This is a genomic window from Nonlabens sp. Asnod2-A12 (assembly GCF_045063745.1).
In the GTDB taxonomy this organism is placed as follows: Bacteria; Bacteroidota; Bacteroidia; order Flavobacteriales; family Flavobacteriaceae; genus Nonlabens; species Nonlabens xylanidelens.
Map to the genome: position 1 here is coordinate 1327118 of NZ_JBEFOB010000003.1, position 25686 is coordinate 1352803.

At 35.3% G+C, this 25686-nt stretch carries 25 protein-coding genes; 6 read left to right on the top strand and 19 right to left on the bottom strand.

Annotated elements, in window-relative coordinates:
* Positions 1-60 precede the first annotated feature (60 nt).
* The gene (gene rluF, locus ACJJVJ_RS06085) at positions 61-816 is read left to right on the top strand and encodes a 23S rRNA pseudouridine(2604) synthase RluF (protein ID WP_104515496.1); all 756 of its coding nucleotides are present in this window, start codon (positions 61-63) and stop codon (positions 814-816) included.
* Between the two features lie 16 nt (positions 817-832).
* Here the strand turns inward: rluF and ACJJVJ_RS06090 are convergent, their stop codons facing one another.
* The 4 genes from ACJJVJ_RS06090 to ACJJVJ_RS06105 are packed head-to-tail and all read right to left on the bottom strand — an operon-like array spanning position 833 to position 5987.
* Positions 833-2296, bottom strand: a complete 1464-nt coding sequence (locus ACJJVJ_RS06090) for a TolC family protein (RefSeq protein ID WP_104515497.1) — start codon at positions 2294-2296, stop codon at positions 833-835.
* Positions 2283-3638 (bottom strand): HlyD family secretion protein, encoded by a 1356-nt coding sequence (locus ACJJVJ_RS06095; RefSeq protein ID WP_104515498.1) that lies wholly within the window; start codon positions 3636-3638, stop codon positions 2283-2285. Before ACJJVJ_RS06095 ends, ACJJVJ_RS06090 begins: the two co-directional genes overlap by 14 nt.
* Positions 3639-3640: 2 nt before the next feature.
* On the bottom strand, positions 3641-5314 hold the full coding sequence (locus ACJJVJ_RS06100) for a peptidase domain-containing ABC transporter (protein ID WP_405369538.1): 1674 nt from the start codon (positions 5312-5314) through the stop codon (positions 3641-3643).
* Positions 5301-5987 (bottom strand): TetR/AcrR family transcriptional regulator, encoded by a 687-nt coding sequence (locus ACJJVJ_RS06105; protein ID WP_104515500.1) that lies wholly within the window; start codon positions 5985-5987, stop codon positions 5301-5303. Before ACJJVJ_RS06105 ends, ACJJVJ_RS06100 begins: the two co-directional genes overlap by 14 nt.
* A 172-nt stretch (positions 5988-6159) precedes the next feature.
* On the opposite strand from ACJJVJ_RS06105, the gene ACJJVJ_RS06110 reads away from it, so the two are divergent.
* Entirely contained in the window at positions 6160-6837 is a 678-nt protein-coding gene (locus ACJJVJ_RS06110; protein ID WP_104515501.1) for a M24 family metallopeptidase, read from the top strand.
* Between the two features lie 99 nt (positions 6838-6936).
* Here the strand turns inward: ACJJVJ_RS06110 and ACJJVJ_RS06115 are convergent, their stop codons facing one another.
* The 7 genes from ACJJVJ_RS06115 to ACJJVJ_RS06145 form a co-directional block, all read right to left on the bottom strand.
* Positions 6937-7212, bottom strand: a complete 276-nt coding sequence (locus ACJJVJ_RS06115) for an ATP-dependent Clp protease adaptor ClpS (RefSeq protein WP_405369539.1) — start codon at positions 7210-7212, stop codon at positions 6937-6939.
* A gap of 58 nt (positions 7213-7270) precedes the next feature.
* Positions 7271-8122, bottom strand: a complete 852-nt coding sequence (gene prmA, locus ACJJVJ_RS06120; RefSeq protein ID WP_405369540.1) for a 50S ribosomal protein L11 methyltransferase — start codon at positions 8120-8122, stop codon at positions 7271-7273.
* Complete coding sequence (locus ACJJVJ_RS06125; RefSeq protein WP_405369541.1) at positions 8112-8696, bottom strand: DUF1287 domain-containing protein; 585 nt, start codon at positions 8694-8696, stop codon at positions 8112-8114. The genes prmA and ACJJVJ_RS06125 overlap by 11 nt, the downstream gene beginning before the upstream one ends.
* On the bottom strand, positions 8686-9438 hold the full coding sequence (tpiA, locus tag ACJJVJ_RS06130; RefSeq protein WP_405369542.1) for a triose-phosphate isomerase: 753 nt from the start codon (positions 9436-9438) through the stop codon (positions 8686-8688). The genes ACJJVJ_RS06125 and tpiA overlap by 11 nt, the downstream gene beginning before the upstream one ends.
* Before the next feature lie 152 nt (positions 9439-9590).
* A complete protein-coding gene (locus ACJJVJ_RS06135) occupies positions 9591-10664 on the bottom strand; it encodes an ABC transporter permease (RefSeq protein WP_405369543.1) in 1074 nt (357 codons plus the stop codon).
* Positions 10661-11752, bottom strand: a complete 1092-nt coding sequence (locus ACJJVJ_RS06140) for a BT_3928 family protein (protein ID WP_405369544.1) — start codon at positions 11750-11752, stop codon at positions 10661-10663. The genes ACJJVJ_RS06135 and ACJJVJ_RS06140 overlap by 4 nt, the downstream gene beginning before the upstream one ends.
* A 348-nt stretch (positions 11753-12100) precedes the next feature.
* Positions 12101-13033, bottom strand: coding sequence for a peptidylprolyl isomerase (locus tag ACJJVJ_RS06145; protein ID WP_405369545.1), 933 nt, complete (start codon positions 13031-13033; stop codon positions 12101-12103).
* 127 nt (positions 13034-13160) lie between these two features.
* Here ACJJVJ_RS06145 and ACJJVJ_RS06150 point away from each other — a divergent pair, with 127 nt between their 5' ends.
* Positions 13161-13823 (top strand): hypothetical protein, encoded by a 663-nt coding sequence (locus tag ACJJVJ_RS06150; RefSeq protein WP_405369546.1) that lies wholly within the window; start codon positions 13161-13163, stop codon positions 13821-13823.
* 84 nt (positions 13824-13907) lie between these two features.
* Here ACJJVJ_RS06150 and ACJJVJ_RS06155 read toward each other — a convergent pair whose 3' ends face one another.
* The gene (locus ACJJVJ_RS06155; protein ID WP_104515508.1) at positions 13908-14516 is read right to left on the bottom strand and encodes a hypothetical protein; all 609 of its coding nucleotides are present in this window, start codon (positions 14514-14516) and stop codon (positions 13908-13910) included.
* 265 nt (positions 14517-14781) lie between these two features.
* A complete protein-coding gene (gene recQ / locus ACJJVJ_RS06160) occupies positions 14782-16974 on the bottom strand; it encodes a DNA helicase RecQ (RefSeq protein WP_405369547.1) in 2193 nt (730 codons plus the stop codon).
* Between the two features lie 86 nt (positions 16975-17060).
* Here recQ and ACJJVJ_RS06165 point away from each other — a divergent pair, with 86 nt between their 5' ends.
* Genes ACJJVJ_RS06165 through ACJJVJ_RS06175 form a run of 3 tightly spaced genes read left to right on the top strand, consistent with a single transcriptional unit; the run spans position 17061 to position 19232 of the window.
* On the top strand, positions 17061-18026 hold the full coding sequence (locus tag ACJJVJ_RS06165) for an SIS domain-containing protein (RefSeq protein ID WP_405369548.1): 966 nt from the start codon (positions 17061-17063) through the stop codon (positions 18024-18026).
* A 2-nt stretch (positions 18027-18028) separates the two neighbouring features.
* Positions 18029-18865, top strand: a complete 837-nt coding sequence (gene tatC / locus ACJJVJ_RS06170) for a twin-arginine translocase subunit TatC (RefSeq protein WP_104515511.1) — start codon at positions 18029-18031, stop codon at positions 18863-18865.
* A gap of 4 nt (positions 18866-18869) precedes the next feature.
* Positions 18870-19232, top strand: coding sequence for a carboxymuconolactone decarboxylase family protein (locus tag ACJJVJ_RS06175; RefSeq protein WP_104515512.1), 363 nt, complete (start codon positions 18870-18872; stop codon positions 19230-19232).
* An 81-nt stretch (positions 19233-19313) separates the two neighbouring features.
* Here ACJJVJ_RS06175 and ACJJVJ_RS06180 read toward each other — a convergent pair whose 3' ends face one another.
* Genes ACJJVJ_RS06180 through ACJJVJ_RS06205 form a run of 6 tightly spaced genes read right to left on the bottom strand, consistent with a single transcriptional unit; the run spans position 19314 to position 25682 of the window.
* Positions 19314-20384 carry a glycosyltransferase gene (locus ACJJVJ_RS06180; RefSeq protein WP_405369549.1) on the bottom strand — a complete coding sequence of 357 codons (1071 nt, stop codon included), beginning with the start codon at positions 20382-20384 and terminating at the stop codon, positions 19314-19316.
* The gene (locus ACJJVJ_RS06185; protein WP_405369550.1) at positions 20381-21526 is read right to left on the bottom strand and encodes a glycosyltransferase family 4 protein; all 1146 of its coding nucleotides are present in this window, start codon (positions 21524-21526) and stop codon (positions 20381-20383) included. The genes ACJJVJ_RS06180 and ACJJVJ_RS06185 overlap by 4 nt, the downstream gene beginning before the upstream one ends.
* Positions 21523-22071 carry a serine O-acetyltransferase gene (locus ACJJVJ_RS06190; RefSeq protein WP_405369551.1) on the bottom strand — a complete coding sequence of 183 codons (549 nt, stop codon included), beginning with the start codon at positions 22069-22071 and terminating at the stop codon, positions 21523-21525. The genes ACJJVJ_RS06185 and ACJJVJ_RS06190 overlap by 4 nt, the downstream gene beginning before the upstream one ends.
* Positions 22071-23072, bottom strand: coding sequence for a glycosyltransferase family 2 protein (locus ACJJVJ_RS06195; RefSeq protein ID WP_405369552.1), 1002 nt, complete (start codon positions 23070-23072; stop codon positions 22071-22073). The genes ACJJVJ_RS06190 and ACJJVJ_RS06195 overlap by 1 nt, the downstream gene beginning before the upstream one ends.
* Complete coding sequence (locus ACJJVJ_RS06200) at positions 23059-24543, bottom strand: glycosyltransferase family 2 protein (protein WP_405369553.1); 1485 nt, start codon at positions 24541-24543, stop codon at positions 23059-23061. Before ACJJVJ_RS06200 ends, ACJJVJ_RS06195 begins: the two co-directional genes overlap by 14 nt.
* Positions 24540-25682 carry a glycosyltransferase family 4 protein gene (locus tag ACJJVJ_RS06205; protein WP_405369554.1) on the bottom strand — a complete coding sequence of 381 codons (1143 nt, stop codon included), beginning with the start codon at positions 25680-25682 and terminating at the stop codon, positions 24540-24542. Before ACJJVJ_RS06205 ends, ACJJVJ_RS06200 begins: the two co-directional genes overlap by 4 nt.
* Positions 25683-25686: the final 4 nt, after the last annotated feature.

The following is a 25686-nucleotide window of genomic DNA, read 5'->3' on the forward strand; positions in this document are numbered from 1 at the left end:
TAATCCTTAAAGTGTAAAAAGTAGAATGTAAAATATGGTACAAAATCCTACCTTTGCAACATGTCAGAAACTACAGGAATACGTATTAATAAATACTTAAGTGAGCAAGGGTTTTGCTCTCGTCGCGCTGCAGATAAATTAATCGAGCAAGAACGTGTAACTATTAATGGTAAAGTACCAGAAATGGGGACTAAAGTAATGCCCAATGATGCTGTTGCTGTAGATGGAGAATCTATCTCTAAGAAGAAAGAAAAGCCTGTTTACATAGCTTTTAACAAGCCTGTAGGTATTGTGTGTACTACAGACACACGTGTTGAAAAAGACAATATTATAGATTTTATCAACTACCCTACGCGTATTTTTCCTATCGGTAGACTGGATAAAATGAGTGAAGGATTAATTTTACTTACTAATGACGGCGATATCGTGAACAAGATATTGCGCTCTCGTAACAACCATGGTAAGGAATACATAGTTACCGTAGACCGTACAATTAATGAGGATTTTATTAGAAAAATGGCATCTGGAATACCTATTCTCGATACGGTTACTAAAGAATGTGAAGTGGAACAAATAGGTCGCAAGACTTTTAAAATAATTCTCACACAAGGACTTAACAGACAGATACGTCGCATGTGTGAATATCTAGACTATCGCGTGACTAAATTAAAACGTGTGCGCATCATGAATATTCCTCTAGATGTAGCGCATGGTACATATAGAGACCTGACTAAAGAAGAGTTAAATAAACTTAACGAGCTGACTAGTGAGAGTTCTAAAGAATACCATAGACAAAAAGCGCAAGGAAATAACTAACTGTTTAAACAGCTAGTTATAAATTCTCTGGCACTATAGCTAGGCTATTAAATAATCGAGCTTTTGAGCCCAATAATTTCATACCTACTTCTAGCCTTTTAAGACTGGCTTCTATTAATTTAGTCTCTCTAGAGTTGATTAAAAATAGAGAGCTATCTCCTAATTCAAATTTACGCTCCTCTGCAGTGAGCATGAGTCTAGAATCTTGCTCGATCTCTTGTGTGATTTCATTTTGCACGAGATAAGAATCGATCTCACTAAATATTCCTTTTATTTTATTCTCTATCGCTAGACTAGAAGATAGAATATCATATTCTGCATCCTGTAATTTAATTTGAGCTAGCTTTAAATCACCACGTTCTTTCCTTAAAAATAAAGGTACAGAAAATTTCACCCCAGCTTTATAATCACTTAATTTATATGAGCTTGCGTTATTCCAGTCTGGTGATAAAACATCATATTTTGCTTCTATTTTAGGCAACAATTTATTTGCTTTGAGTTTTTTATCTACCTCTAACTGATCCATTTTAAGATTTAATGCTAGAATTTTAGGATGATTATCTACCGTAAAAAGATCTAGAGACTGTCCCATGATTTCTAGTGCAGCATCTATTTGAGAAATAAGTTCTTCTTCTGGAATCACATTTTCTTGCAATTCTACTGGTACGTCATCTATCCATAGATAATTTGATAATTCTAGGCTTTTCTTTATAAAATCTATCTTTGCCTGCTCATAGCCCAAGAGTCTTTTTTTAACCGCAATGCGCGCTTCTACAGAATCTATAACGGCCTTATCTCCAGTTTCTACACTGCGTTTTACACCTCTTAATCTAGTTTTGGCATTTTTTAAAATACCATTAAATAGATCTATTTCTTGCGATGCTTGCCACCATTCAAAGTAAACTTGTGTCGCGTCATATATAACAGCATTAACTAGTAAATCTTTTTCTGACTGGGTTTGTTGTTTAAATAACTTTGCTTTTCTCAAAGTTGCCATACGGTCATTAATCCATAATCCCTGACCTAATTGTACACTAACACCAGCACTGTAAAGCCCATCTTCTGGAACAGTAAGTGATGGATCTAGAAACTCCCCTTTATTACGCTCTGCACCGGCTTTAAACTCTACACCGTACCATGTCGGAATTTTAAATGCGCCGCTTAACTCGTCATAATATTCTGTTCCTTTAAAATCTTTACGATTATAATCTACCTCTATTTTAGGGTCAAAACCACCACGAGCTTTTAACAATTGTGCCTGACCTTCGTCTATTACTAGATTTGCTTGTTTTACAACTGGGTGGTGCTTTTTTACGTAGCCTAAAAACTCTCTAAGACTCATTACCGTAGTATCTAGAGATATAGTTTCTGGAGGTTGTTGTAGGTCTCGCTTTCGCGAAAGCGGAGCCGCCATCACACTTAAGGAAACCATTAATAACACTATCGTAAAACAAATAGAGAATGATTTATTTCTTCCCATTCTGATCTTTTTTAGTAGTTTGAGGTGTGTAATAATTAGGTGGAAAACCGTTGAGTTTACGCCACAATTCATACCAGATAGGCACATCTTCTAACAAGGCAATGGTGCGCGCACCAGAACCTGGACGCAACGCATCTGGCCACTCATGGTCTTCCTCATCTGGAGCAAGTAGCACACGGTATTTACCATTGTTACTTATAAAGGTCTCTACAGCAACGACTTTTGCACCATAGGTTCCATAAGATGCGTTAGGCCATCCTGAAAATATAATCACTGGCCAGCCGTCAAATTGCACACGCACTTCTTCTCCTACGTGCATAAGTGGTAAATCTATAGGCTCGATAAATGTTTCTACAGCCAGATCATAATTAGTAGGCATGATATTGATAAGCGCCTCTCCATCCTTAAAAGTCTCACCTATACCACCTTTTATTGCTTTATTTATAAAACCATCTTGTGGTGCGGTAACAAAGTACAAGTCGTTTCTGATTTGATAATTAGTACGATCTGTCTCTAGTTTACTGACCTGCGCTTCTACATCTAACTGACTCGATTGTGCTGTGAACTGATCACTTCTCGCCTTTGCTATCTTCTCAGCATATTCTTGTCTTATGCGGTTAAGCTCTATCTCTGCATTAATTAATGAATTTCTACTTTGCAATAACTTTTGCTGCTGAGATATTGTTTTAGATTGGGTTGTTCTAGCTTTTAGGTTTTTCTCTTCTACGTCTGCCTGAGATTTGAAACCTTCTTTTTCTAACGTCTCTGTACGAGTTAATTGTGTTTGAGCAATTTGCTCGTCGTTTTTTGCTGCTTCTAGATCTGTACTGTCTTGAATAATTTTAAGTCGGGACTGGATCAACTTATTTTTTGCTTGATCTAACTTTAACTCGCGCTCTCTTCTTATAGCTACTATCTGGTTATCTAGCGCGGCTATTTTCTCACGATACGATTCTACACTAGCAGATTTTGCGTCTATTTGTTGTCCTGTACGATCTACTAGATTAGGGTCAAAGTATTCACTTTTAACCTCGCTTATTTTTAAAATGGTATCCCCTTTTACCACTCTATCACCTTCTTTTACATACCACTCTACAATACGACCTGCAATAGGAGACTGCAGCGTTAATGGTCTTTGATCTGGTGTTAATGTGGTAATAAATCCATTACTACTCACATTTTGAGTCCAAGGAAAAAACATTAATATGATGGCAAATATGGCAAAACCACCTAAAAATCTGTTGAAGAATTTAAAATGCTTGCGCTTCAATACTCTTCTACCAGCCTTAAAGTTATTTAAGTCCAGCTGTTCTGAAAGTTTATTTTTAGAAATATTAAGCATAGTTATTGATCTAAGATTAATTTACCGTTGTGTAATGTGATCATTCTACCACATCGTTTCATCCATTCTCTATTCTGACTAACCACTACAATAGACCAGCCATTAGACTTATCAGTTAAAAAGTCCATAATTCTAGCAGACTCTTCCTTTTCAAATTGATCTAACGGATCTTTGAGAATAAGCATCTTAGGATATCTAACGATACTGCGCGCCAAAACAATTTTCTTTGCTACCGTATAACTTAATTGTTTACCCTCTGGAAATATGACCGTATCCAGTCCTTTAGGTAATTTTTTAAGATAATTAACCAGTCCTAATTTTTCTAGTGCCCAGTATATACGCTCGTCATTAACTGAAGCATCTCCAAATGTTATGTTATCCCTCAAAGTACCTTCAAATGGGCTTTCTTCACTTAAGGATTGCCCTAAATTTGCTCTATAATAATTAAGATCTAGACCTCTTAAGTCTGAATTATTCACATAAATACTACCTTGAGTAGGCTCTATGATACCAGCTATTAACCTTAATAGGGTGGCTTTACCGCTACCGTTTGCGCCGTTTACTAAAATGGTACAGTTCTCTGATATTTTTAAAGATATATTATTAAGAATAGGTTGTGTTCTTTCTGGTACTGTAAAAGTTACTTGATCCAACTCTACACTAAAACTTTGATCCTGAGCAAAGGGATGCTCTCCTGATTGAGGTTCTAATTCTTTGTCTACGACTTCCCCTAATTTTTCTAATGAAGTAAGCATATCATAAAATGACTCTAGACCAGAGATTATTTTTTCAACCGCACCTATAATGATTAGGATAATAAGTTCTGCTGCGACAAATTGACCAATATTCATCTCCTGACTTAAAACTAATAAACCACCTATAATTAATAACCCTGCAGTGATTAAAACTTTAAATCCTATTAATTGAATGGCCTGTCGTACTAAAACTTTAAAATGTTGCTCTCTATAATTAAGGTAATTTGAAACTAAAGCATCATTTTTTTCCACGGCATGATTAGTCACTCCTGAGAGTTTAAAACTAACTAGTGACCTTGCAATTTCTTGTAGCCAGTGCGCTACTCTATACTTACTTTTTGACTCTAGAATACTGGTTTCTAGACCTTTTTCGGCTGTAAATTTAAATAATATATAAGCCAGACCTACTAGTAAAACACCGTAAACGATAAAGAATGGGTGATAAAACGATAGTAAAAGCAATCCTAATAAAATTTGTAATAACGCCGTAGGATAATCTACTAATAATTTAGAAAGACTTTTCTGTATAGTAAGGGTATCAAAAAATCTATTAGCTAGTTCTGGTGGGTACGTGCCGCGCAGCTCACTCATTCTAATTTTAGGAAATCTGAAAGCAAAATCAAATGAAGATCTTGTGAAAATCTTCTGCTGAATGTTTTCTGTAATTCTTATTTGCATAATTTGCAGCACACCACCAAAGGCAACACCAGCAGTTACCAAAACTACAAGAAGTATCCATGAGGTACTTATTTGCGCACCTTGTATAAGGTTAATAATAGCTTGTATCCCTAGTGGTAAGGATAACCCTACTATTCCTGCAAAAATAGCATAGTAAAAAATCTGTCTAATATCTTTTCTATCAACTTCTAACATGCGCATTAAACGCTGCCATGCTGTGAGTATATTTTTATCTTTTTTCATTTGTGATAATAAGTTGATTAATTAAGTTTAAAAAGTAATGTGTAGGTGTGGTATGACTATTACAGTCTGTGATTGCCGCAAAATGATCTTTAAGAAAATGTTGATGTAAAGCACCGTCTATAATCATACTACTTAAAGAAGAAGGGAATTTATACGTAGCATCTACTGCAGTAATTAAATCCTTAAGTCGCACCACGAGACGTTTGTAAATAGCAAAAAAACCTTCTTTATTCTCTTGATCTACCGATTTAGTCAGATATGATTTTGAGAACTCTGAAATGATTATTTTATTTAAAAGGACTTCATTTATATGACTGAAGTTAGAATCTTGAGAAACTTCTTGAGTTAAAATCTCTACCGCTTTAATTAACTTATCCTGGTCGGTAGTCATTACCATGGTTTCTAAAATCAACTGGTATTCTATCCAGCTCCAGTACCATGAGGTGAGATATAGTAAGAGTTTATGCTTACTCTCAAAATACCTATAAATAGAACTCTCGTTAGATTTTATAACAACACCTAACTTCTTAAAAGTAAATTGTTCAAAACCCAATTCATAAATCATTTCTATACTGTGACTTACTATGCGCTTACCTAAGTCAGAGCTTTCTGGATCTTTAAGATATAATTTATCATTAATCTCAACCTTTAGATTTTTAAGAAGTGAATGCATATTTTTCAATTATTAAACAAACATAATAGTATTACTATTAATCATAGTTAGTTTATATATTAATTAACACCTTAAGTGTTTTAGCTTAATGAATTAAAATAACAGAATCCCAGCTTAGTTAATTTAAAGCAAATTATAATGCTGCATATTAATGGAACATTATTTTTACTTTATGACAGACACCTTACTAGAACTTCAAAAAGCTGAAGAGAAAGCAGCGATTTTATTTCAAGAAATTGAAAATAAAGAACTTATAAAACCAGGTAAAACTGAAAAGCAAATTAATACTGAAGTTTTTGAACTAGCAGATGAGTTGTTCGGAATCAAAAAATACTGGCACAAACGCATAGTTAGAGCAGGTAAAAACACGCTACATCCTTATGATGAAAATCCAGAAGATCTTACTATTAAAGAGGACGACATACTATTTATAGACTTTGGTCCTATTATAGAAGATTGGGAGGCAGACTTTGGTAGAACTTATGTAGTGGGTAATGACATACGTAAGATAAAATTAATGCACGATGTAGAAAGCATGTGGAAAGATGCCAATGACTATCTAATTAAAAACCCAGATATCACTGGCGCACAACTCTACCAGTATTGCACCATTCTAGCTCTAAACAATGGATGGGAATACGGTGGTCCTATCGCCGGTCATTTAATAGGTCACTTCCCACATGAACAACTGGATGGTGAGGATAAGACTAATTACATACATCCTGAAAATCATACACCTATGAATCAAAAAGACACGAGCGGTAAGGATCGCTACTGGATTATAGAGATTCACCTCATTGATAGTAAGAATGAGATCGGTGCTTTTTATGAACAACTAGCAGGTTTTTAAAAATCTATCCTGAAATCACGTGACACACAAAATGCCTGCTATAAACAGGCATTTTTTATGTTTTTATTCTAATTGAATAAAAAGGGGAAAGCAAAATCTTTATTGAATCTCTGCAGTTAAACCGGCTTCTAGTAAAGCGGCACAACGCGGTTTTAAATCATCATAACCACCTGTTTTAACATTACATTTTCCTTTATAGTGAACTATAAGAGAACATTGCTCTGCCTGTACAGGCGTGTGATCACAGGCAGCTACTAGCATGTCTATCACGTGATCAAAGGTATTTACTTCGTCATTAAAAAGGACTATTTTATTTTCCTTTTGCTCCAAGACTTCCAAATCTAGTTCTGGAAGAACCTGGTCTTGTGTGCTCATTTTCATAGGCTAAATTTAATCAAATACATTGATAATATTCGTTTTTAAACCGATTAAATTAGGATTTAATCATTTTTGCAGCTATCCAGTTGTCTTTTTTGAGGTGAGAGTCATAAACAATACCACTCTCCATACATTTATTTTTAATATGAACTAAGTCCTCTTCATAAAACCCACTAAAAAGTATGGTACCGCCTTTTTTAAGGCTCTTTGCATAAACAGGAATATCCTGTAGCAGTATATTTCTATTAATATTGGCTATTATAAAATCATAAGATTTACCTTCCAGTTGCTCTGCACCACCTAGAATAACAGCGACTTTATCTGTTTTATTACGCTTTACATTTTCCAGTGCATTTTCATAACACCAGGTATCTATATCGATGGCATCTACTTTAACAGCACCTCTCATTTGCGCTAGAATACCTAGTACACCTGTCCCACTACCCATGTCTAAAACTTCTAGATTTTCCACATTTTCATTAAGTAAATGTTCTATCATCATATGTGTAGTCTGGTGGTGTCCCGTACCGAAACTCATCTTAGGCTCTATCACGATGTCATACTCTACACCACTAGCTTGGTGAAACGGCGCACGTACTTCACATCTATTATTAACCGTGATTGGGTTAAAATTCTTTTCCCATTCTGCATTCCAATTTGTTGATGGTATTTCCGCTTTCGCGAAAGCGATATCACATAAATCATTATTCATAATATCTACTGTATCGAGAATAGTAGCAGCGTCTGTAGTTTTTAAAACATATGCTTTAATCCCAGTTTCAGTCTCTATAAAGCTCTCAAAACCTACCTCACCTAGTTGTGCCATAAGAACATCATTCCACGGTAATTGTGGTGTAACTGTAAAGTCGTACTCTACATAAATCTGGTCGGTAGTATTATTTTCCATAACGGTAATGTCCTGTAATTTTAAAATTAAAAAGGCAGTCTTCTAACACTTGCCCTGCTCCTATATTATGTACCATTAGGTACCTTTTTTGATCTTTTGATTTGGTTTTAGAAACCATTCCTATATGTGTTAGTCCATTATTTAAGGTCCAACTTACTATATCACCAGGTAAATAATCGTTTGCATTTTGAGTTACCGCAATACTTAATCCTTTACGTTTAAAGAACGTACGCAAGTTGGGTACTCTTCTATGATCGATATTAGTATCTGTTTTTTTCAATCCCCAGTTATTTGGGTATTTTGAAAAATGTGCTTTCATATCTACATGAACTTCTTTCTGTAAATCAACACCTAACTTTCTGTAAGTTCTTATGACTACGTCAGTACACACTCCATATCCTGCAGGCACGTCACCATCTGGATAAGGAATGCTAAAATAGCTACCGTTATAAACCACGTGATCCTTTGTTAATTCTTGGGCAGCCGCAGCTACTTTTAAACCATAATCCGTTTGTGCTATTGCTGGTAGACCAATAGTGAGAAATAATAGTAGAATTAGTTTCTTAAAAAGCATTTGCTATATCAAGGAAAGATGATCCATCTAGAGATGCTCCACCTACTAGTCCACCGTCTACATCTGGTTTTGCAAAAATTTCAGCAGCATTTGCTGGTTTTACACTACCACCATAAAGAATACTGGTATTATTTGCCGTTTCTTTTCCAAATTTAGTTTCTATAAAAGAACGTAAATGCGCGTGCATTTCTTGAGCTTGCTCTGGACTTGCAGTTTCTCCTGTACCTATAGCCCATACTGGTTCATAAGCTACTACCACATTTTCCATTTGCGCAGCTGTAAGATCAAAGAGACCTAATTCTATTTGTTTAGTTACCGTATCAAAATGGTTACCAGCTTTACGATCTTCTAAATGTTCTCCACAACAAAAAATAACTCGCAATCCTTTATCAAGAGCTGCTTTCGTTTTGGCAGCAATTAATTGATCTGTTTCACCATAAGTATCTCTACGCTCAGAGTGACCTATAATAACTGTCTTAATACCTATACTTTGCAACATAGGTACAGAAATCTCTCCTGTATATGCACCACTGTCTGCTTCACAAACATTTTGTGCTACAACCTCAATTACGGTATCACAAGTACTGTTAAAAGCATTATATAAAAAAGGATGAGATGGCGCTATCATTAATTCACAGTTAACGTCATTAACTAGGCCTTTTTTTAAATCTGTTATTAAAGCTTGTGTCTGTGCAAGATCACAATTCATTTTCCAGTTTCCGGCTACTATATTTTTTCTCATCGCGTTTGTTTTAAGGTCATTAAGGTTTCAATAATACCAAAATTGATTATTTTAATACTCTTATGCAAGCAATTGCAAAGGTATTGCCTTTTAATTATTGAATAAAGTTTGTGTGCAGATGTTTATTAAGAAGACCGCAAGTATTTTATAATTTACTCTAACTTTACTCGTGGGTCTAACCACACGTAAATTAAATCTACCATAATATTGATAAGAATAAACAACGTTGCTATTACAAGAACCGCTCCTGTGATAACTGGCAAATCTTGTGTGTTGAGCGCCTCTACTATTTCTTTACCTATACCATTCCAGTTAAAGATATACTCTACAAAAACTGCTCCTGCTAGCATACTCGCAAACCAGCCACTTACTGCTGTAATTACAGGATTAAGTGCGTTTTTAAAAGCATGTCTTTTTATTACTTGTAATGTAGTAAGTCCTTTGGCATAAGCGGTAGTTATGTATTCTTGCCCCATGACTTCTAGCAAACTATTTCTCATTAATTGAGATACTACAGCTAGCGGTCTAATTCCTAAAACTAATGCTGGCAATATAAGGTTGCGCCACTGTAAATGCATCGCCTCACCATAATCATCCATCTCATATAGACTACCACTCATTTTAAGGCCAGTAAATTCATGAAGCACAAAACCGAAGATAAAAGCAAAAATAATAGCACTAAAAAAGCTAGGCACACTCATGCCCATAGTACTTATCACCTGTATCAATTGATCTATCCAGCTATTTTTATACAATGCCGAAATGACTCCTAAAATCAATCCTAGAATTAGAGCTACACTTATTGCTGCAAGTGCAAGAATCATCGTGTTAGGTAAGGTCTCTCCTATTATGTAGCTTACCTTTTTACCAGTTTTCTGAAACGATTCTCTTAAATAAGGCCATTTAAAATAAGTAGATGTAGTCCCTATAGTAAAGAGATCTACACCTGTATATTTACCATTATCATAAGTAAAATCACTCTCGTCAGTACTGTGAAAAGAAACTGGAGACAGGTCATTTAAAAAGTACATATACTGAGTACCTATAGATTTATCTAGCCCGTATTTTGCTCGCACATTTGCCAGCTGTTCTTCAGACTCATTTTGCCCCAACATCATTTGTGCTGGGTCACCAGGTAAGAGGTAAAATAATAAGAATATAACGGTTACCACTCCATAGAGCGTCAGTAAGGCATATCCTATTTTTTTAAGCACATAGCTTATCATAGAGATAAACTCTCAAAATCATTCCAGTGAGATTTACCTGCAACTACTCCTTTTTTAATAGTCATAACAGCTGGTGTAGAACGTACAGCAGTTTTTAATTGTGTTCCATCTGTCGTGTAAAACGGAATACTAAAATCATAAGATTTCATTAACGGCTCTAATTGCTCTATACCATTTGCGCTTAAACCTATAACCTCATAACCAGCCGCTTGTGCTCTCGTAGTAAAACTAGCGAGCTTTTCCATACCACCTTCCTCAATTTTTGAAACATCATAAATCATAACAAAGGCAACTTTTTCCTTATCTAGAATCACTTGCGTATAATCTTCTCCATCTTTTTCTATAGAAAAGTCATGAATTTTAGGAAGTGCTGCTTCTTGAATAATACGTGTTTCTACTTTATCATATCCTGGACGACCTTCTGGCACCTGACCATCTGTAGTAATTATCTCTTCTTTACCATCTACCGTGTAATACCAGTCATAACCATAAATATCTGGTTGACTAGGATCTTCTTGCATGGCCACCTCTATATCAGTACCTACCTTATAAGCTCTAAAATCTAAAATCGGTAAATGCATTAATACATAGTAAGCGATTATAAAACAAATGATAGTAGAAACGAGAATGATTATGGAGGACTTCGCTTTCGCGAAAGCGGATTTCCATTTATCCATATTGAAAAACAAAATCAATATCATCACTAATAGCACCACATCTTTTGCAAATGATTCCCATGGTACTAGAGGTATAGCGTCACCAAAACAGCCGCAGTCCGTTACTTTATCAAAATAAGCAGAATAAAAAGTTAGGAATGTAAAGAAACCGATCATCAATAAAAGTGACCAGATCGTAAATTTTCTTTGAAATCCTATTAATAACATGATTCCTAAGATCACCTCAAAAATCACTAAAAAGATAGCCAGAGGTAATGCAAATGGCTGTAAGAATTCTAACCCTAAAACCGCTGCACTAAAGTATTCATCTAGTTTATAAGAAAACCCTAAAGGATCATTTAACTTAATTAAACCACTAAAAATAAATAATACCCCAACGAACCAACGGCAAAATGTAACTAATCCTTTCATGCTTTTTTCTTTGTTGAGACAAATATAAGTATTAGGCATGAGGCATGTGGTATTAGAATGAGGTATTAGGTGTAGGATTTTTGGTCTTAGGTTATTGATTTTAGGAAAAACTAAATGCATTTCCCTTTTCCAAAAGTTTTATACTGAGCTTGTAGAAGTAGAAAACAGACTGACGACGATCTCGGCAAAGTCGAGTGAGCAACACAAAGGGTTTTACGGTTGTTTTAAATAGCTTTAAAGGTCAAAAAAAATTATTCCACATCCCAATCCCACATATACCTAATACCTAAACAGAAAAAAGCACTATTCCATAAAGAATAGGGCTTTTAAATTATAATTTAAAAATAATTACTTTACAGCAACTAACTCTACATCAAATACTAATGTTGCATCTGGCGGTATAACACCACCTGCACCAGCACTACCATAAGCGATATGCGATGGTATAACTAGACGTGCTTTATCACCTACTTTAAGTAAAGCGATACCTTCATCCCAACCAGCGATTACCTGTCCCATACCTAGTGCAAAGTCTATAGGTTGCTTGCGATCAAAACTAGAATCAAAAACTTTACCGTTAGGCAACATTCCTTTATAATGTACGCTTACTGTTTTACCTTTTTCAGCTTTTACTCCATCACCTTCTTGAATGATTTTATAACGTAAACCACTTTCTGTTTTATCAAAACCCATTGCGATGTCATCGATCTCTTGGTCAGCTTGTTTTCTAGCTTGCTCTTCACGTAGTTTTCCAGCTCCTTCAAACTGACGGAATTCTTCTACAGCATTAAATGCTTTTGCCGCATCACCTTCTCTTACAATAGTAACCGTTTTAATCTCGTCACCTTGTGCGATAGCATCTACCACATCCTGTCCTTCTATAACTTTACCAAAAACAGTATGCTTGTCATCTAGCCAGTCTGTAGCGATATGTGTAATGAAAAACTGAGAACCATTTGTTCCTGGTCCAGCATTTGCCATACTTAAAACACCAGGTCCGTCATGACGTAATTCTGGGTGAAATTCATCATCAAAATTATAACCAGGACCACCAGCACCAGTTCCCTGTGGGTCACCACCTTGGATCATGAAATCTGGAATTACTCTGTGAAACTTAAGATCATTATAATAAGGTGTTCCTTGATCTTTGGCTTTGTTCTCTAAATTACCTTCAGCTAGCGCTATAAAGTTACCTACAGTTCCAGGTGTTTTATCGTGATGAAGTTGAACAAGGATTTCTCCTTTACTTGTATCAAATTTTGCGTAAATTCCTTCTTGCATTTTTATAGTTTTTTAAGGCTGCAAAGATAATTCATTAGAATTCAGTCTTCAGAAAGCTGGTATAGTTTTTTTTACTTCTTATATTGTTAGCTTTTATCTCAAACCCAACCATAAAACCAACCTACCAATGACTCGAGAAGAACAAATTCTTTTTTGTGAAAAATGTACCAATAGAAAAATGGACATACAACAAGGCATGTTATGTGGACTAACAGGCCGCAAAGCAGATTTTCAAGGCCAATGTTTGCAATATGTGCCCGATACTAGCATCGTTGAAAGACGCGACCCATTAAATCCTGAAGATGACGTTAATCTTTACCGATTATCAGAAACGATGAATGAGAAATTAAGAGCTCAACAAAATTTACCTGTAGGAATTCTTGCTGGTATAGTCGCTGGACTAGTAGGCGCAGTAATCTGGGCAGCGGTAACCGTTGCTACTGGTTATCAAATAGGTTATATGGCTATAGGAATAGGATTTATAGTCGGTTATTCTGTAAGATTTATGGGTAAAGGTATCGACATGATATTTGGAATATCTGGTGCTGTAATAGCCGTTTTAAGTTGTTTCTTAGGTAATTTCTTAAGCTCCATAGGCTTCATGGCAGAGTATTCTGAAATAGGATATTTAGAAGCTTTAACTTCTTTTGACTATTCCTTCTTCATAGATTTAATGACAGAAACTTTCGGTTTCATGGACATACTTTTCTATGGATTTGCAGCTTATGAAGGTTTTAAGCTTGCATTCAGACAGGTTACTGCCCAAGAAATAGAAGAACTTAGAGACTAATATTACTTAATTAATCATAATCAAAAAACCTCTTAAGACATTCATCTTAAGAGGTTTTATCATTTATTCACTTACACAGCGATTTTATTTTTTAGAATTACGTTTAAAGTAAATTCCGTTATCCCAGTCTTGATTATCATCTTCCTGATCATGAAAATGACCAAAGTTATGATCGTTACAATCGTGTCCACGTCCATAGTTATTTCTAACAAGTACATGACCTCTTGCCGCAGTAATCTTACCGCGTCTATTATATTGTACCTCCAGGCCACCTACTTTACGCAAGACACCATTTCTGTAAGCTACATTTAATTTACCTACTCTAGCCACATCACCTCTACTGTTATAATAAATACGAGTATCCCCTATTTTCACGGCCTGTCCACTACGGTTATACCTCACATAGTTTCTTCTATAAGTAGAATAGTTAGACACACTATTAAGGCTATATCTTCGGTTCACACCTCGTCTATTAGTAGATCGCGCATTTCTATTAGGCAATTTAAATTCTATTTTACCATTAGGAAAAATGGCATAATCCACATTATTATAAGTAAATAATACCGGTTGTGCGCTACGGTATCTACTATCGGTAATTTTGAAATCATTTGATTCTTTCAGGTCGATTTCATTTGCCTGAGCAGTAATCGTCATCATCAGACCAGCTGCAATAAAAAGTAATATTCTTTTCATGATTTCTATATTTTAAATGTTGCCTACACTATCAGGTTTTCGGCTTGCCCTTGCTTACCTACTTTCAAGAGCCGTGCCATTTACTAAAACTTTTTAGAAATCAAATCAGATAAGAATATAACTTATTGATAATGTATCTATTAATTCCGCTTTCGCGAAAGCGGAATTAATAAAAAAACCCACTAAGAATAAATTTCCTTAATGGGTTTCTAATGATAAATGTATTTTTAAAAGCGTCTATCTATATAACATAATGATGTACTAATTAATTAGCTACTTCACTTATAAAGCGCAATCTATAAAGTCTTATTTCTTCTTCTTCATAATCGCCATCAAATTCTTCTACAGCTGCGTCTATTTTATCAGACTCTGACTCTATAAAGTATTCATGCAATTCTTCTTGTTGATCTTCGTCCAGCATTTCATCAATCCAGTAACCTACATTAAGTTTTGTACCGCTGTAAACGATACTCTCTAGCTCGTTGATTAATTGATCCATGTCCATGCCTTTTGCACTGGCCATATCGTCAAAACTAAGTTTGCGATCTATACTAGTAATAAAGTATAGTTTATTACCAGATTTTGCACCAGTACTTTTAATTACTAGATCATCTGGTCTAGTAATATCATTATCATCTACATATGTGGATATTAATTCTACAAAAGGTTTTCCATATTTTTTTGCTTTACCTTCTCCTACACCATGAATATTTGCCATTTCTTCCATATTCACAGGATACTTAGTAGCCATATCTTCTAAAGATGGATCTTGAAATACAATATATGGAGGTACATTCTTTTGCTTAGCTACTTTTTTACGCAGGTCTTTTAAAAACTTAACTAATTGTGCATCTACTGCGCCACCCTTTGCAGCACCTACTATTTGATCTGAAGACGCATTATAAGTATGATCATCGCTCATCATGAAAGTCTTCCCAGACTTAATAAACTCACGACCAGCATCTAGCACTTTTAAAGTACCATAAGTTTCTATATCTTTTTTAATAAGTCTAGCCACTAGAACCTGACGTATTAAGGCGGTCCAATAAGCTTTATCTTTATCCTTACCACTACCAAAGTATCCTTGTTGATCTACCTTATGGCTAGAAATCATGGCGTTATTTTTCCCCATCAGGATACTAACTATGTCCTTTGATTTATAGCGTTCACCAGCATCACCTATTAATTGAACTAATTTTTTAACCTCTTCTACTGCTTCTTTTTGTGGTTTAGGATTGCGCATGTTGTCATCCATATCACCACCAGCACCAGTAGCTGGATCAAATTTCTCACCAAAATAGTGGAGAATATACTGTCTACGACTCATGCTGGTTTCAGAATACCCTACCATTTCTTGTAGTAACGCATGACCTATCTCTTGCTCTGCAATAGGTTTACCTGACATGAATTTCTCTAATTTTTCTATATCTTTATATGCATAGTAAGCTAGACAGTGACCTTCACCACCATCACGACCAGCACGACCAGTTTCTTGATAATACGACTCTATACTTTTAGGTATATCGTGGTGTATCACAAAACGTACATCTGGTTTATCTATTCCCATACCGAATGCAATGGTAGCAACCACCACATCAGTATCTTCCATTAAGAACATGTCTTGATGCAGGACTCTAGTTTTAGAATCTAAACCAGCGTGATAAGGAACTGCTTTTATACCATTCACTTGTAATACTTGTGCAAGTTCTTCTACTCGTTTACGAGATAAACAATAAACGATACCAGATTTACCCTCATTTTGTTTGATAAAACGAGTAATATCTGCATCTACCGTAGCGGTTTTAGGACGCACTTCATAAAAAAGATTAGGCCTATTAAACGATGCTTTAAAGGTAGTAGCCTTTGTAATCTGTAAGTTTTTAAGAATATCTTCTTGCACTTTAGGCGTAGCAGTTGCGGTAAGACCTATGATAGGAATATCTTTTCCTATACGATCTATAATCCTGCGCAAGTTTCTATATTCAGGACGGAAATCGTGTCCCCATTCACTGATACAGTGCGCCTCATCCACAGCAAGAAAAGAAATCGTTTGCTCTTTTAAGAACTCTACATATTCTTCTTTGGTAAGTGATTCTGGTGCGACGTATAATAATTTTGTAATTCCACTAGTAATGTCATCTTTTACTCGCTGCACATCACCCTTTGATAAAGAAGAGTTTAATACATGAGCAACACCATCATGATCAGAAACACCACGTATAGCATCTACCTGATTCTTCATTAATGCAATAAGAGGTGAGACCACGATAGCGGTACCTTCTTGCATTAATGCTGGTAGTTGATAGCATAGTGATTTACCACCACCGGTGGGCATGATCACAAAAACATCTTCCTTATTTAATAAGGAGGTTATTACTTTCTTTTGCAATCCTCTAAATTGCCCGAATCCAAAATATTTCTTTAGATTTTCTTCTAATCCTATCTGCGTATCTGCCATGCGGCTGCTGCGTTTTTGTTTATCTTTGTAAGCTAAATTTACGATATAATTTGCTTATCGCAAATTATAGTTAAAAGTAATCAAGTTTGGATCAAGAAAATAAAGTATTAGAAGTTGCGAGGAGAACAATTCGCATTGAAGCACAAGCTATTACAGATCTTGTAGATGGAATCGATTCCGCTTTCGCGAAAGCGGTATTACACATACATCACTCAAAAGGTCGAGTAATTATCACTGGAATAGGTAAAAGTGCCATAATTGCGCAGAAAATAGTTGCCACAATGAACTCTACAGGTACGCCTGCGATTTTCATGCATGCTGCAGATGCTATTCATGGAGATTTAGGTATCGTACAAGATAATGATGTGGTGATCTGTATTTCAAAAAGTGGAAATACTCCAGAAATTAAGGTTTTAGTGCCGCTCATTAAAAACTTCAATAATAAATTAATTGCTATTACTAGTCATAAAGATTCTTTTCTAGGTCTAGAAGCAGACTATGTATTGCACGCTCCTATTAAAGAAGAGGCGTGCCCTAATGGTCTTGCTCCTACTACTAGCACAACCGCACAACTGGTTATAGGTGATGCACTTTCTGTTAGTTTATTAGAACTAAAAGGTTTTACCGACAAAGATTTTGCTAAGTACCACCCTGGTGGCGCACTAGGTAAAAAACTGTATTTAAGAGTGCAGGGAATTATAGACGGTAATAAAAAACCAGAGGTAAGTGCAAGCACATCGTTAAGAGATGTTATTGTAAACATATCAGAAAACATGCTGGGCATGACCGTAGTTACAGAAAATAATAATGCAATAGGTATTATTACAGATGGTGATTTAAGACGTATGCTCTCTAGTGGTAAGAATATAGACGATCTAGTTGCGAGCGATATTATGAGTAGTAATCCTAAAACTATTACTGCAGACTCGATGGCCGTACAGGCTCGTGAATTAATGGAAGAAAAAAACATCTCCCAATTAATTGCTGTAGATGATAAAGGATATGCTGGTGTCGTGCATATACACGATTTAATTAGAGAAGGAATCGTATAATCATGGCTCGTAAAAATCTAGACCCTAATAACATGTCATTTTTAGATCACGTAGAAGAACTGCGCTGGTGTTTGATACGTTCTATAGTCGGTATTCTGGCAGGTGCTATAATAGCTGGTGTCTTTACTGACTTTATTTTTGACACGATTATCTTCGGTCCTAAGAGAGGTACCTTTGTTACTTATGAATTCTTTTGTGAATTTGGGAATTACTTTGGAGTAGTTAGTGATTTTTGTAATCCTGACTTTAACTTTAAAGTACAGTCCAAAGAAATGTCTGACGAGTTTTCTACTCACATATGGACTTCTATTCTTGTAGGTTTTATAGTCGCTTTTCCATGGGTACTTTACCAAGTATGGAAATTTATATCGCCCGGTTTAAAAGCTAGTGAAAAGAAGTACAGCAGTGGTTTTATAATCGTTTGTTCTTTGCTCTTCTTTATAGGAGTGACTTTTGGGTATTTTGTCATAGCACCATTATCAGTTCATTTTATGATGACTTATAATTTGAGCCCAGAAATATCTACAGAGCCTAGTTTATCTAGTTATATAGGCTATATAAGAGCTTCTATATTATCTTCGGGACTATTATTTGAACTACCGGTAATTATTTATTTCCTTACTAAAATAGGACTAGCAACACCTGCTGGTTTAAGAAAAAATAGAAAATTTGCTCTAGTTATAGTCCTTATAGTTGCTGCAGTAATAACACCACCAGATGTGGCTAGTCAAATAATAGTTGCCATACCTGTGTTAATTTTATATGAAATGAGCATTTTCATATCTAAATTTGTCCTCTACCGTCAGGAAAAAAGAAATAAGAAATTAGGTACCCCTTAAAATTATGAGCAATCAAGTAGAAGAATTCAATGCGTATCGTGAGAAAATGAACGATGCCATTCTTGAAGACAATAATAAAATTATAAAACGCATCTTTAATCTAGATACCAATGCTTTTACAGCAGGTAAACTAGATAAGAGAACAAAGGAATTACTAGGTCTAGTAGCTAGTACTGTTTTAAGATGTGACGACTGTGTAAAGTACCATCTAGAAGCTAGTCATAAAGAAGGGATTTCTAAAGAAGAAGTGGTAGAAGCTCTTTCTATAGCTACTCTAGTAGGTGGAACAATTGTAATACCTCACTTGCGTCGTGCCTATGAATACTGGGATGCTGTAGAAGAAAAAGCTGCCTCAGAGAAAGCTTAAATCAATTCAACATCACATAGATACTATGTTAGAACTTTTTAGTTTTAGAAAGATCTAACATAGTTTTTTTATGCCCTAAAATCAAGCGCTCTGATAAATGCTTACTAGCTTATTTATATAACGCTTGCTCCCATATTGATCCATCACATGATTGTGAAACTTTGTAGCATAATCTTCTCGCTGTATTTTATTATCAATCAACTTTAAAATAGCTGCTGACAGCAATTGAGCATTTTCTGACTCTACAACTATTCCATAATCAGCAACGACTTCTTTACACGCTCCTACATCGGTCACTACCACTGGTAAATGATGCAGGCCGTATTCTAATAATGCTACTGGTAAACCTTCTGATCGAGAAGAAAGCACCGCTATATCACAAGTGTTTAAAACGGCTCCTACATCTGCTCGAGAACCTAACAGAAACACGTGATCCTTGAGATCTCTTTGTTCTATCGCTTGCTTTATCCTTAAAGAATAATCATCATTAAAATCTTGACCACATAAATGCAAGCTCCACTCTGGACACTCCTTTTTAAGAACTTCAAAAGCTTTTAATAAATTTAAATGATCTTTTTGTTCTCTTAGGTTGGCCAGACAGACGATTCTCTTATTCTCTCTACCAGCAAGTGGTGTTTGCAATTCTTGATTAAAAGTAGCCGTTGCAAAATTTTCTAAATACGTTACCGACTCACATTTCAACTCTTTTAAAGCCCAAGCTTTTAAAAGCTTATTTACACTAATCACCTGATTAAAATACCCAGATAAAAACCTCAACACTTTTAACGGTCGCGCTTCTAGTTGATTTGCCTTACCATAATGATCGTGCCAGATTAATTTAGGTTTATTTCTCAATAAAAGTAATATCATTACTGCAGTAAATGCAGATGTACTGTGGGCATGAAGTAGTTCTATTTGATGTTCTTTAATATATCTTTTCAGCTTACTTAAAGCTACCCATCCTAGTTTCCCCTTTTTTTCTATAAATATATATCCGACTTCATTACTTATAGCCGTTTTAAGAAGACCTTCTTTCCTTGTAACACACAAATGAGATTCATGTCCAGCTGCTTGCAACTCGTTTGCTATATTAACCGCCATACGCTCTGCACCACCAGCATCAAGACTATCTATGATTTGAAGTACTTTCATGAATGGATCAATTTAACTATTTCACGTTCAAACTTTTCAATGGTATACTCTTGAGACCAGGCCAGAGCATTTTGTGACATAACAGCCATTGCCTCAGGTTTACTTATTAGTTTTTTAATATCAAAAACTACCTGCTCTTTATTATTATAAATCAACCCTCTAGAGCCTATCTGTTCTAAACTGTCGTTTTCATAAGTTAGTTTTTCACCTATTCCAAGCATCCACGGTACGCAGCTTACTGGTGTCGCGATAGGTATACATCCATACCACATAGATTCTGCCACGGCTTTAGGCCAGCCTTCACTTTGAGACGCTAGAAAAGAAAAATGAACCTTTTTATAAGCCAATTTAAGAACCTCGCTATTTTGGTTTCCATAAAAATAACATGGTGTAGAATGAGAATCGGTCCTAGTTTTTAACTCTTCCATCATGGGACCATCACCATAAAAATGAGCTTGTACCGCAATACCTTCTTTATGAAATTGCTCCATAAGTTCTACTAACAATTGCGGATTCTTATTTTGAGAAAGTGTTCCTACAAAAATGAACTGATAGGGTTCATTAAGTTCTTTTGAAAAACCGCCCTTAACGCTTTCTGAATAAGTAGCCGTAAAAAATGATTTTATATTTTTAGTCTGTCCTGGCCATTCTCCATAAACCAGAACGTCTATATTTTTAGTTAACGTGGTGTTGGAGAGTATTTTCTTTTGCCATCTATAAGCTAAGGGTTGCGACGCATGAGGATCAAAATTCCCTGCATATTTAACTGTTTTACGCTTTCGCGGAAGCGTAACCTGTATCATACTAGCCAGCAAAGCAAGATTACCTGGACATCTTAGATGAATATGATCTGCCTTGCGCATGGCATTCCATAACACTATGGCTTGGTATGGAATCGTGATTAACGATATGAATGCCGAAAGTAATGTGTGAAATTCTAGTCTACGTAAACCTATTTGTTTGAAATCTTGTTTTTTGAAAGGTTGTGTCAGCAGCTTGCGATCATACTTTGTAGGACATACGAAAGAAACATCACTGGCATGTTGCATCCATAAATCCATTTCCTTTACATAAGGTGCATACGCTTCTTTCTTAGCAGAATTACTTAAAATAGGTGCGTCAGATATAATGAGTAATCTCATAAAATATAATCAGCTGAATCGTTATCACTTACTTTAATCGCCGGCACACCTACCACAGTGGTTCCCGCAACAACGTCTTTAACTACAAGACTATTGGCTCCTATCACCGCTTTATCTCCTACCATTATTTTTCCTGCTATTGTGGCATTTGCACCTATATAAACACGATCACCTATTACAGGAACTCCACGATTATCTCCACGACCACTTATACCTATGGTTACCCCTTGAGATATGTTACAATTCTTGCCTATAACAGCATTTGCATTAATTACAATACCAGAATGATGGCCTATATAAAAACCTTCTCCTATGGTTGCACTATATGGAATGGTTATCCCTGTTAAGATTTCTATGGCTTTTAATTTGAGAACTCCTATAGCCAATAGTGGCCATTTTAATATTTTAGGCAGCTTAGATGTATAAATCCAATTGAAAAAACGATACTGTAGTAACGCCCATAATCCTTGCTGAGTCAACAACATGACTAAAGCAGACTTACCACTGTAATCTGTATACCGTTTGATGTCTTTTGAAAACTTCATTATCTAGGTTTATTGAATAACAGACTTATAATCCCTACTGTTCTTCCTATAGATTCTGTAAACGCTTCTTTGCGCTCGCCCGTAGTAAAGATATTGAGAAATCTAATACCAGTAAGCAATATGGTGATTTGATACCACTTGAGTTTGTTTTTAAAAGAAGGTTGAGGATGTTTTACTCTCCATACGTACCAGCCGTTACGCACGACCATTTTACCGTAGGCATATTTATTAGGTCTACCTGCTGCATCGTGATGGTGTTCTAGTTGTGCAGCCGTATTCACAAACAAATCTCCTATATGAGATAAGCGCAATGTAAAATCTGCATCCTCGTAAAGACCATATCCTTCAAAATATTCTGAAAACTTATGTTCTCTTAAAACAGCAAGAGGAAAACTAGAAACACCTCCCATTAATTGTTCTACTTTATAAATCTTACCAGAAGGTGGCAAGAAACTTATCGATCTACCATGACCAAATTCAGGATAAATAGCTGGTTGGGTGGCTTGTGCCAGTCCTAATTTTCTTCTTAGTTTGTAACGACTACTCTCAGTTCTCCTATAACCATCGTAGTAATAATGATTTAAATCCTCAACTGTTTCCTGTTCTGTCTTCTCCCATGAAACTTCGTTTGTGATATAACCACCTACACCTATTGCCGCAGGAAAGTGACTGTATGTAGCTAATAATTGCTCAAAGTAATCTGGATTAAGGATCGTATCATCATCAAGAAATGCAACTATATCTATCTCATCATTGACTCTTGCTATTCCATAATTACGTTGTCTAGTAAGTCCGCGGTGTTCTTGTGGTACTTTATAATAGTGTATGATATTATTACCGTTTTCGCGAAAGCGTGCACTAGTATCATCATTAGTAGAACCATCGATAATCAATACCTCATCTGGTAACTTAGATTGTATCATCACACTATCCATTAACCTTGACAAAGGCTCTGGTCTCATGTAGGTGCAAATGATAAGACTTAGTTTATACGTTTGCATCTTGAGCTAATTTTTGTGACCAATAAATACTTTTACTCCACGCCTTTTTAAAGTATTTATAATAAGTAATAGGATTTTTAATCGAGTAGTGTTTATAGAACTTGATAAACAAAGTTAGCTTATAACCTAACAATTGCTTTGGAGTATAATTCTTTGAACGGTGATACATAATTTGTGGAGATGGCTTAGGTAAAACAGTATCTTCTTGCCATGAAAAAACATGTGGTTTTCTAAATCCTCCTACAGGCGCTTTTAAATGCAACATTTGGATATGTGAAGCATATATCACGTCATATCCAGCATTACGTATTTGCATTCCATAATCTACATCTTCACCATAACCATGCTCCAGCGCCATATCAAATTTACAACTCTCCGCTACTTCTCTATGCACCATAGAACATCCAGAACCAAATGCTGGCCATTGTAGGTAATTACTTTGCTTCTCTATTTCTCCTTTTTGCAAACAAGAAAAACTCACACATTTTACTTTGCTATCTTTTATGAAATCAAAAATTCTAGTAGAAAAATCATTTTCAAAACGCACGTCATCGTCAAATAATAAGATCCAGTTTGCACTACTCAAAGTTATTGCTCTATTACGAGCCCTACATGCTCCGGTGATATGAGTGAACTCATGAACTATTTCAAAATCCCATTGCTCATCCTTGACAAAACCAAGATCGCTCGTTGCATGACTGTCTGCATTTTGTTCAATAACTATAACTTTATTAGGTAGTATTTTTTGACTATTTAAATCAAGTAAAACATCCTTCAAATAACTAGCTCTTCCCATAGTAGGAATAACAACGTCATATTCAAAGTTTGCCTTAGCATGGATTTCTTTAAAGGCTTGTAGATCATTTACATCGATTTTCAATGAAGATTTTTTATTGAAAATTGTTCTTACAAAAGCAATTAAAGGAAAGCGTTTCTCATACCATAAATGACAGAGAAGTAAAATGAATATCCATCTAGTTTTATAATGCTGTTTTACAAACCTATACAGTTCGTATGTTTTAAATTCTTCATTTTGAATGGTTGTTGGTATTTGATAATTCAAGACACCTTGAGTTTGCGATAGTTTACCTATCGAATTTAACCAGTATAAATAATTCTTTATAGTAGCATGAGTATGAACACTTCCATTGATAAGGTTGGCATGCATACAAACTATAGCTGTTCCTTTTAACCAAGTAGGATACGTGACCTTTTTATTAATATTCAAAAAAGGACTATCTTCTACATAACCTATATCAGGATGTGCAATATTGTAATTAGAGAAAAAGTATGCCCGATGATTTAATTCAGCTAGCGCCGCTTTAAATGCATCAACATCTGCTGTTTTCTCATAAACCAATAAGTAATTATCAGGATTTTCTTGAGCACATTTATAAACCGCCTCAATTATTGGCAATCCATTATAATTACTAGTAATCGCAATACCTTTATGATGTACAAGAGAAATCATAAAGAACAAATACTTTTATAATACGCTATATTTTGATGAACAGTTTTGTTGATATCAAACTGCTCTTCTGTTTTCACTCTACCTGCCTCTCCTATTCTCTGTACTAATTCTTGATCGTCAAATAAGGTTTTAATGGTATGTACATAGGCATCAGAATCATCTGGATGATGCATAAAACCATTAACACCATGATCAATCAAATCTTGTGCCCATCCTATATCCGTATTTACAACTGCCTTCTTTAATGCCATAGATTCTATGGTTACCATTCCTAGCGTCTCAGCAAGCGATGGAAATACACAAACATGAGCTTTCTTGATCTGCCCTTGTACTTCATTATAAGGTATTTTGCCTAAATAAGAAATACGCGCAGCCGCATTGGTCGTCATTTTTTCTTTCATCAATTCCCATGTAGACGTTGATCCGGTTTGTACGTCGCCACTGTCTGCACCTATAAAAACCAATGTACTTTCAGGTTCTATTTTTACCAATTTATTGAAGGTTTCTATAAGTTGGAAAACGCCCTTTTTCCTGATCAAGGTTCCTATATTAAGAACGCGATACTTTTCATATTCACTTGGATGTGTATTGTTGAATTTCTCTAATTCTAAACCGTAATGAATGATTTTCAATTTATCCTTAGGCAAGTTAAAGAGCTCCATACTTTTTTCCCCTGCAAAATTTGTAGGTGCTATAAATGCCTTTGCTTTTCTAACGCCTAGCTTTTCAAACCATTTATTTTTAAGCTTTTGTTCTCTTTTTTCAATATGACAGAAATAAGTATCACTACCATGAAATCTTATAATTAAAGGGAGTTGCAACTTCATAAAAGCAGTGATTCCTGTCCAGTCAGGTGCTTCTAGTAATTCTATGTTACCTTTATTGGTATTGATATATTTTTCAATATGTTTTCTATAAAAATAAAAACCACCTAGTTGATACTTCTTTTGCGCTATTAAATGAAAGGTGATTTTATGATCTACAAACACAGCATCTACCGCCTGACCATAAACAAAAACCGTTATCTCATGACCTAATTTTACAAGTGTTTCTACTAGGTTTTTTATACTCGTACCCATGCCACCACCATTGCTGATTTTTTCATGAGGATATTCTGGTGTGAGGTAGGCAATATGCATTAAG

Coding starts and splice junctions, on each gene's coding strand:
- rluF (WP_104515496.1), top strand. CDS start 61: ATGTCAGAAACTACAGGAATACGTATTAATAAATACTTAAGTGAGCAA.
- ACJJVJ_RS06090 (WP_104515497.1), bottom strand. CDS start 2,296: ATGGGAAGAAATAAATCATTCTCTATTTGTTTTACGATAGTGTTATTA.
- ACJJVJ_RS06095 (WP_104515498.1), bottom strand. CDS start 3,638: ATGCTTAATATTTCTAAAAATAAACTTTCAGAACAGCTGGACTTAAAT.
- ACJJVJ_RS06100 (WP_405369538.1), bottom strand. CDS start 5,314: ATGAAAAAAGATAAAAATATACTCACAGCATGGCAGCGTTTAATGCGC.
- ACJJVJ_RS06105 (WP_104515500.1), bottom strand. CDS start 5,987: ATGCATTCACTTCTTAAAAATCTAAAGGTTGAGATTAATGATAAATTA.
- ACJJVJ_RS06110 (WP_104515501.1), top strand. CDS start 6,160: ATGACAGACACCTTACTAGAACTTCAAAAAGCTGAAGAGAAAGCAGCG.
- ACJJVJ_RS06115 (WP_405369539.1), bottom strand. CDS start 7,212: ATGAGCACACAAGACCAGGTTCTTCCAGAACTAGATTTGGAAGTCTTG.
- prmA (WP_405369540.1), bottom strand. CDS start 8,122: ATGGAAAATAATACTACCGACCAGATTTATGTAGAGTACGACTTTACA.
- ACJJVJ_RS06125 (WP_405369541.1), bottom strand. CDS start 8,696: ATGCTTTTTAAGAAACTAATTCTACTATTATTTCTCACTATTGGTCTA.
- tpiA (WP_405369542.1), bottom strand. CDS start 9,438: ATGAGAAAAAATATAGTAGCCGGAAACTGGAAAATGAATTGTGATCTT.
- ACJJVJ_RS06135 (WP_405369543.1), bottom strand. CDS start 10,664: ATGATAAGCTATGTGCTTAAAAAAATAGGATATGCCTTACTGACGCTC.
- ACJJVJ_RS06140 (WP_405369544.1), bottom strand. CDS start 11,752: ATGAAAGGATTAGTTACATTTTGCCGTTGGTTCGTTGGGGTATTATTT.
- ACJJVJ_RS06145 (WP_405369545.1), bottom strand. CDS start 13,033: ATGCAAGAAGGAATTTACGCAAAATTTGATACAAGTAAAGGAGAAATC.
- ACJJVJ_RS06150 (WP_405369546.1), top strand. CDS start 13,161: ATGACTCGAGAAGAACAAATTCTTTTTTGTGAAAAATGTACCAATAGA.
- ACJJVJ_RS06155 (WP_104515508.1), bottom strand. CDS start 14,516: ATGAAAAGAATATTACTTTTTATTGCAGCTGGTCTGATGATGACGATT.
- recQ (WP_405369547.1), bottom strand. CDS start 16,974: ATGGCAGATACGCAGATAGGATTAGAAGAAAATCTAAAGAAATATTTT.
- tatC (WP_104515511.1), top strand. CDS start 18,029: ATGGCTCGTAAAAATCTAGACCCTAATAACATGTCATTTTTAGATCAC.
- ACJJVJ_RS06175 (WP_104515512.1), top strand. CDS start 18,870: ATGAGCAATCAAGTAGAAGAATTCAATGCGTATCGTGAGAAAATGAAC.
- ACJJVJ_RS06180 (WP_405369549.1), bottom strand. CDS start 20,384: ATGAAAGTACTTCAAATCATAGATAGTCTTGATGCTGGTGGTGCAGAG.
- ACJJVJ_RS06185 (WP_405369550.1), bottom strand. CDS start 21,526: ATGAGATTACTCATTATATCTGACGCACCTATTTTAAGTAATTCTGCT.
- ACJJVJ_RS06190 (WP_405369551.1), bottom strand. CDS start 22,071: ATGAAGTTTTCAAAAGACATCAAACGGTATACAGATTACAGTGGTAAG.
- ACJJVJ_RS06195 (WP_405369552.1), bottom strand. CDS start 23,072: ATGCAAACGTATAAACTAAGTCTTATCATTTGCACCTACATGAGACCA.
- ACJJVJ_RS06200 (WP_405369553.1), bottom strand. CDS start 24,543: ATGATTTCTCTTGTACATCATAAAGGTATTGCGATTACTAGTAATTAT.
- ACJJVJ_RS06205 (WP_405369554.1), bottom strand. CDS start 25,682: ATGCATATTGCCTACCTCACACCAGAATATCCTCATGAAAAAATCAGC.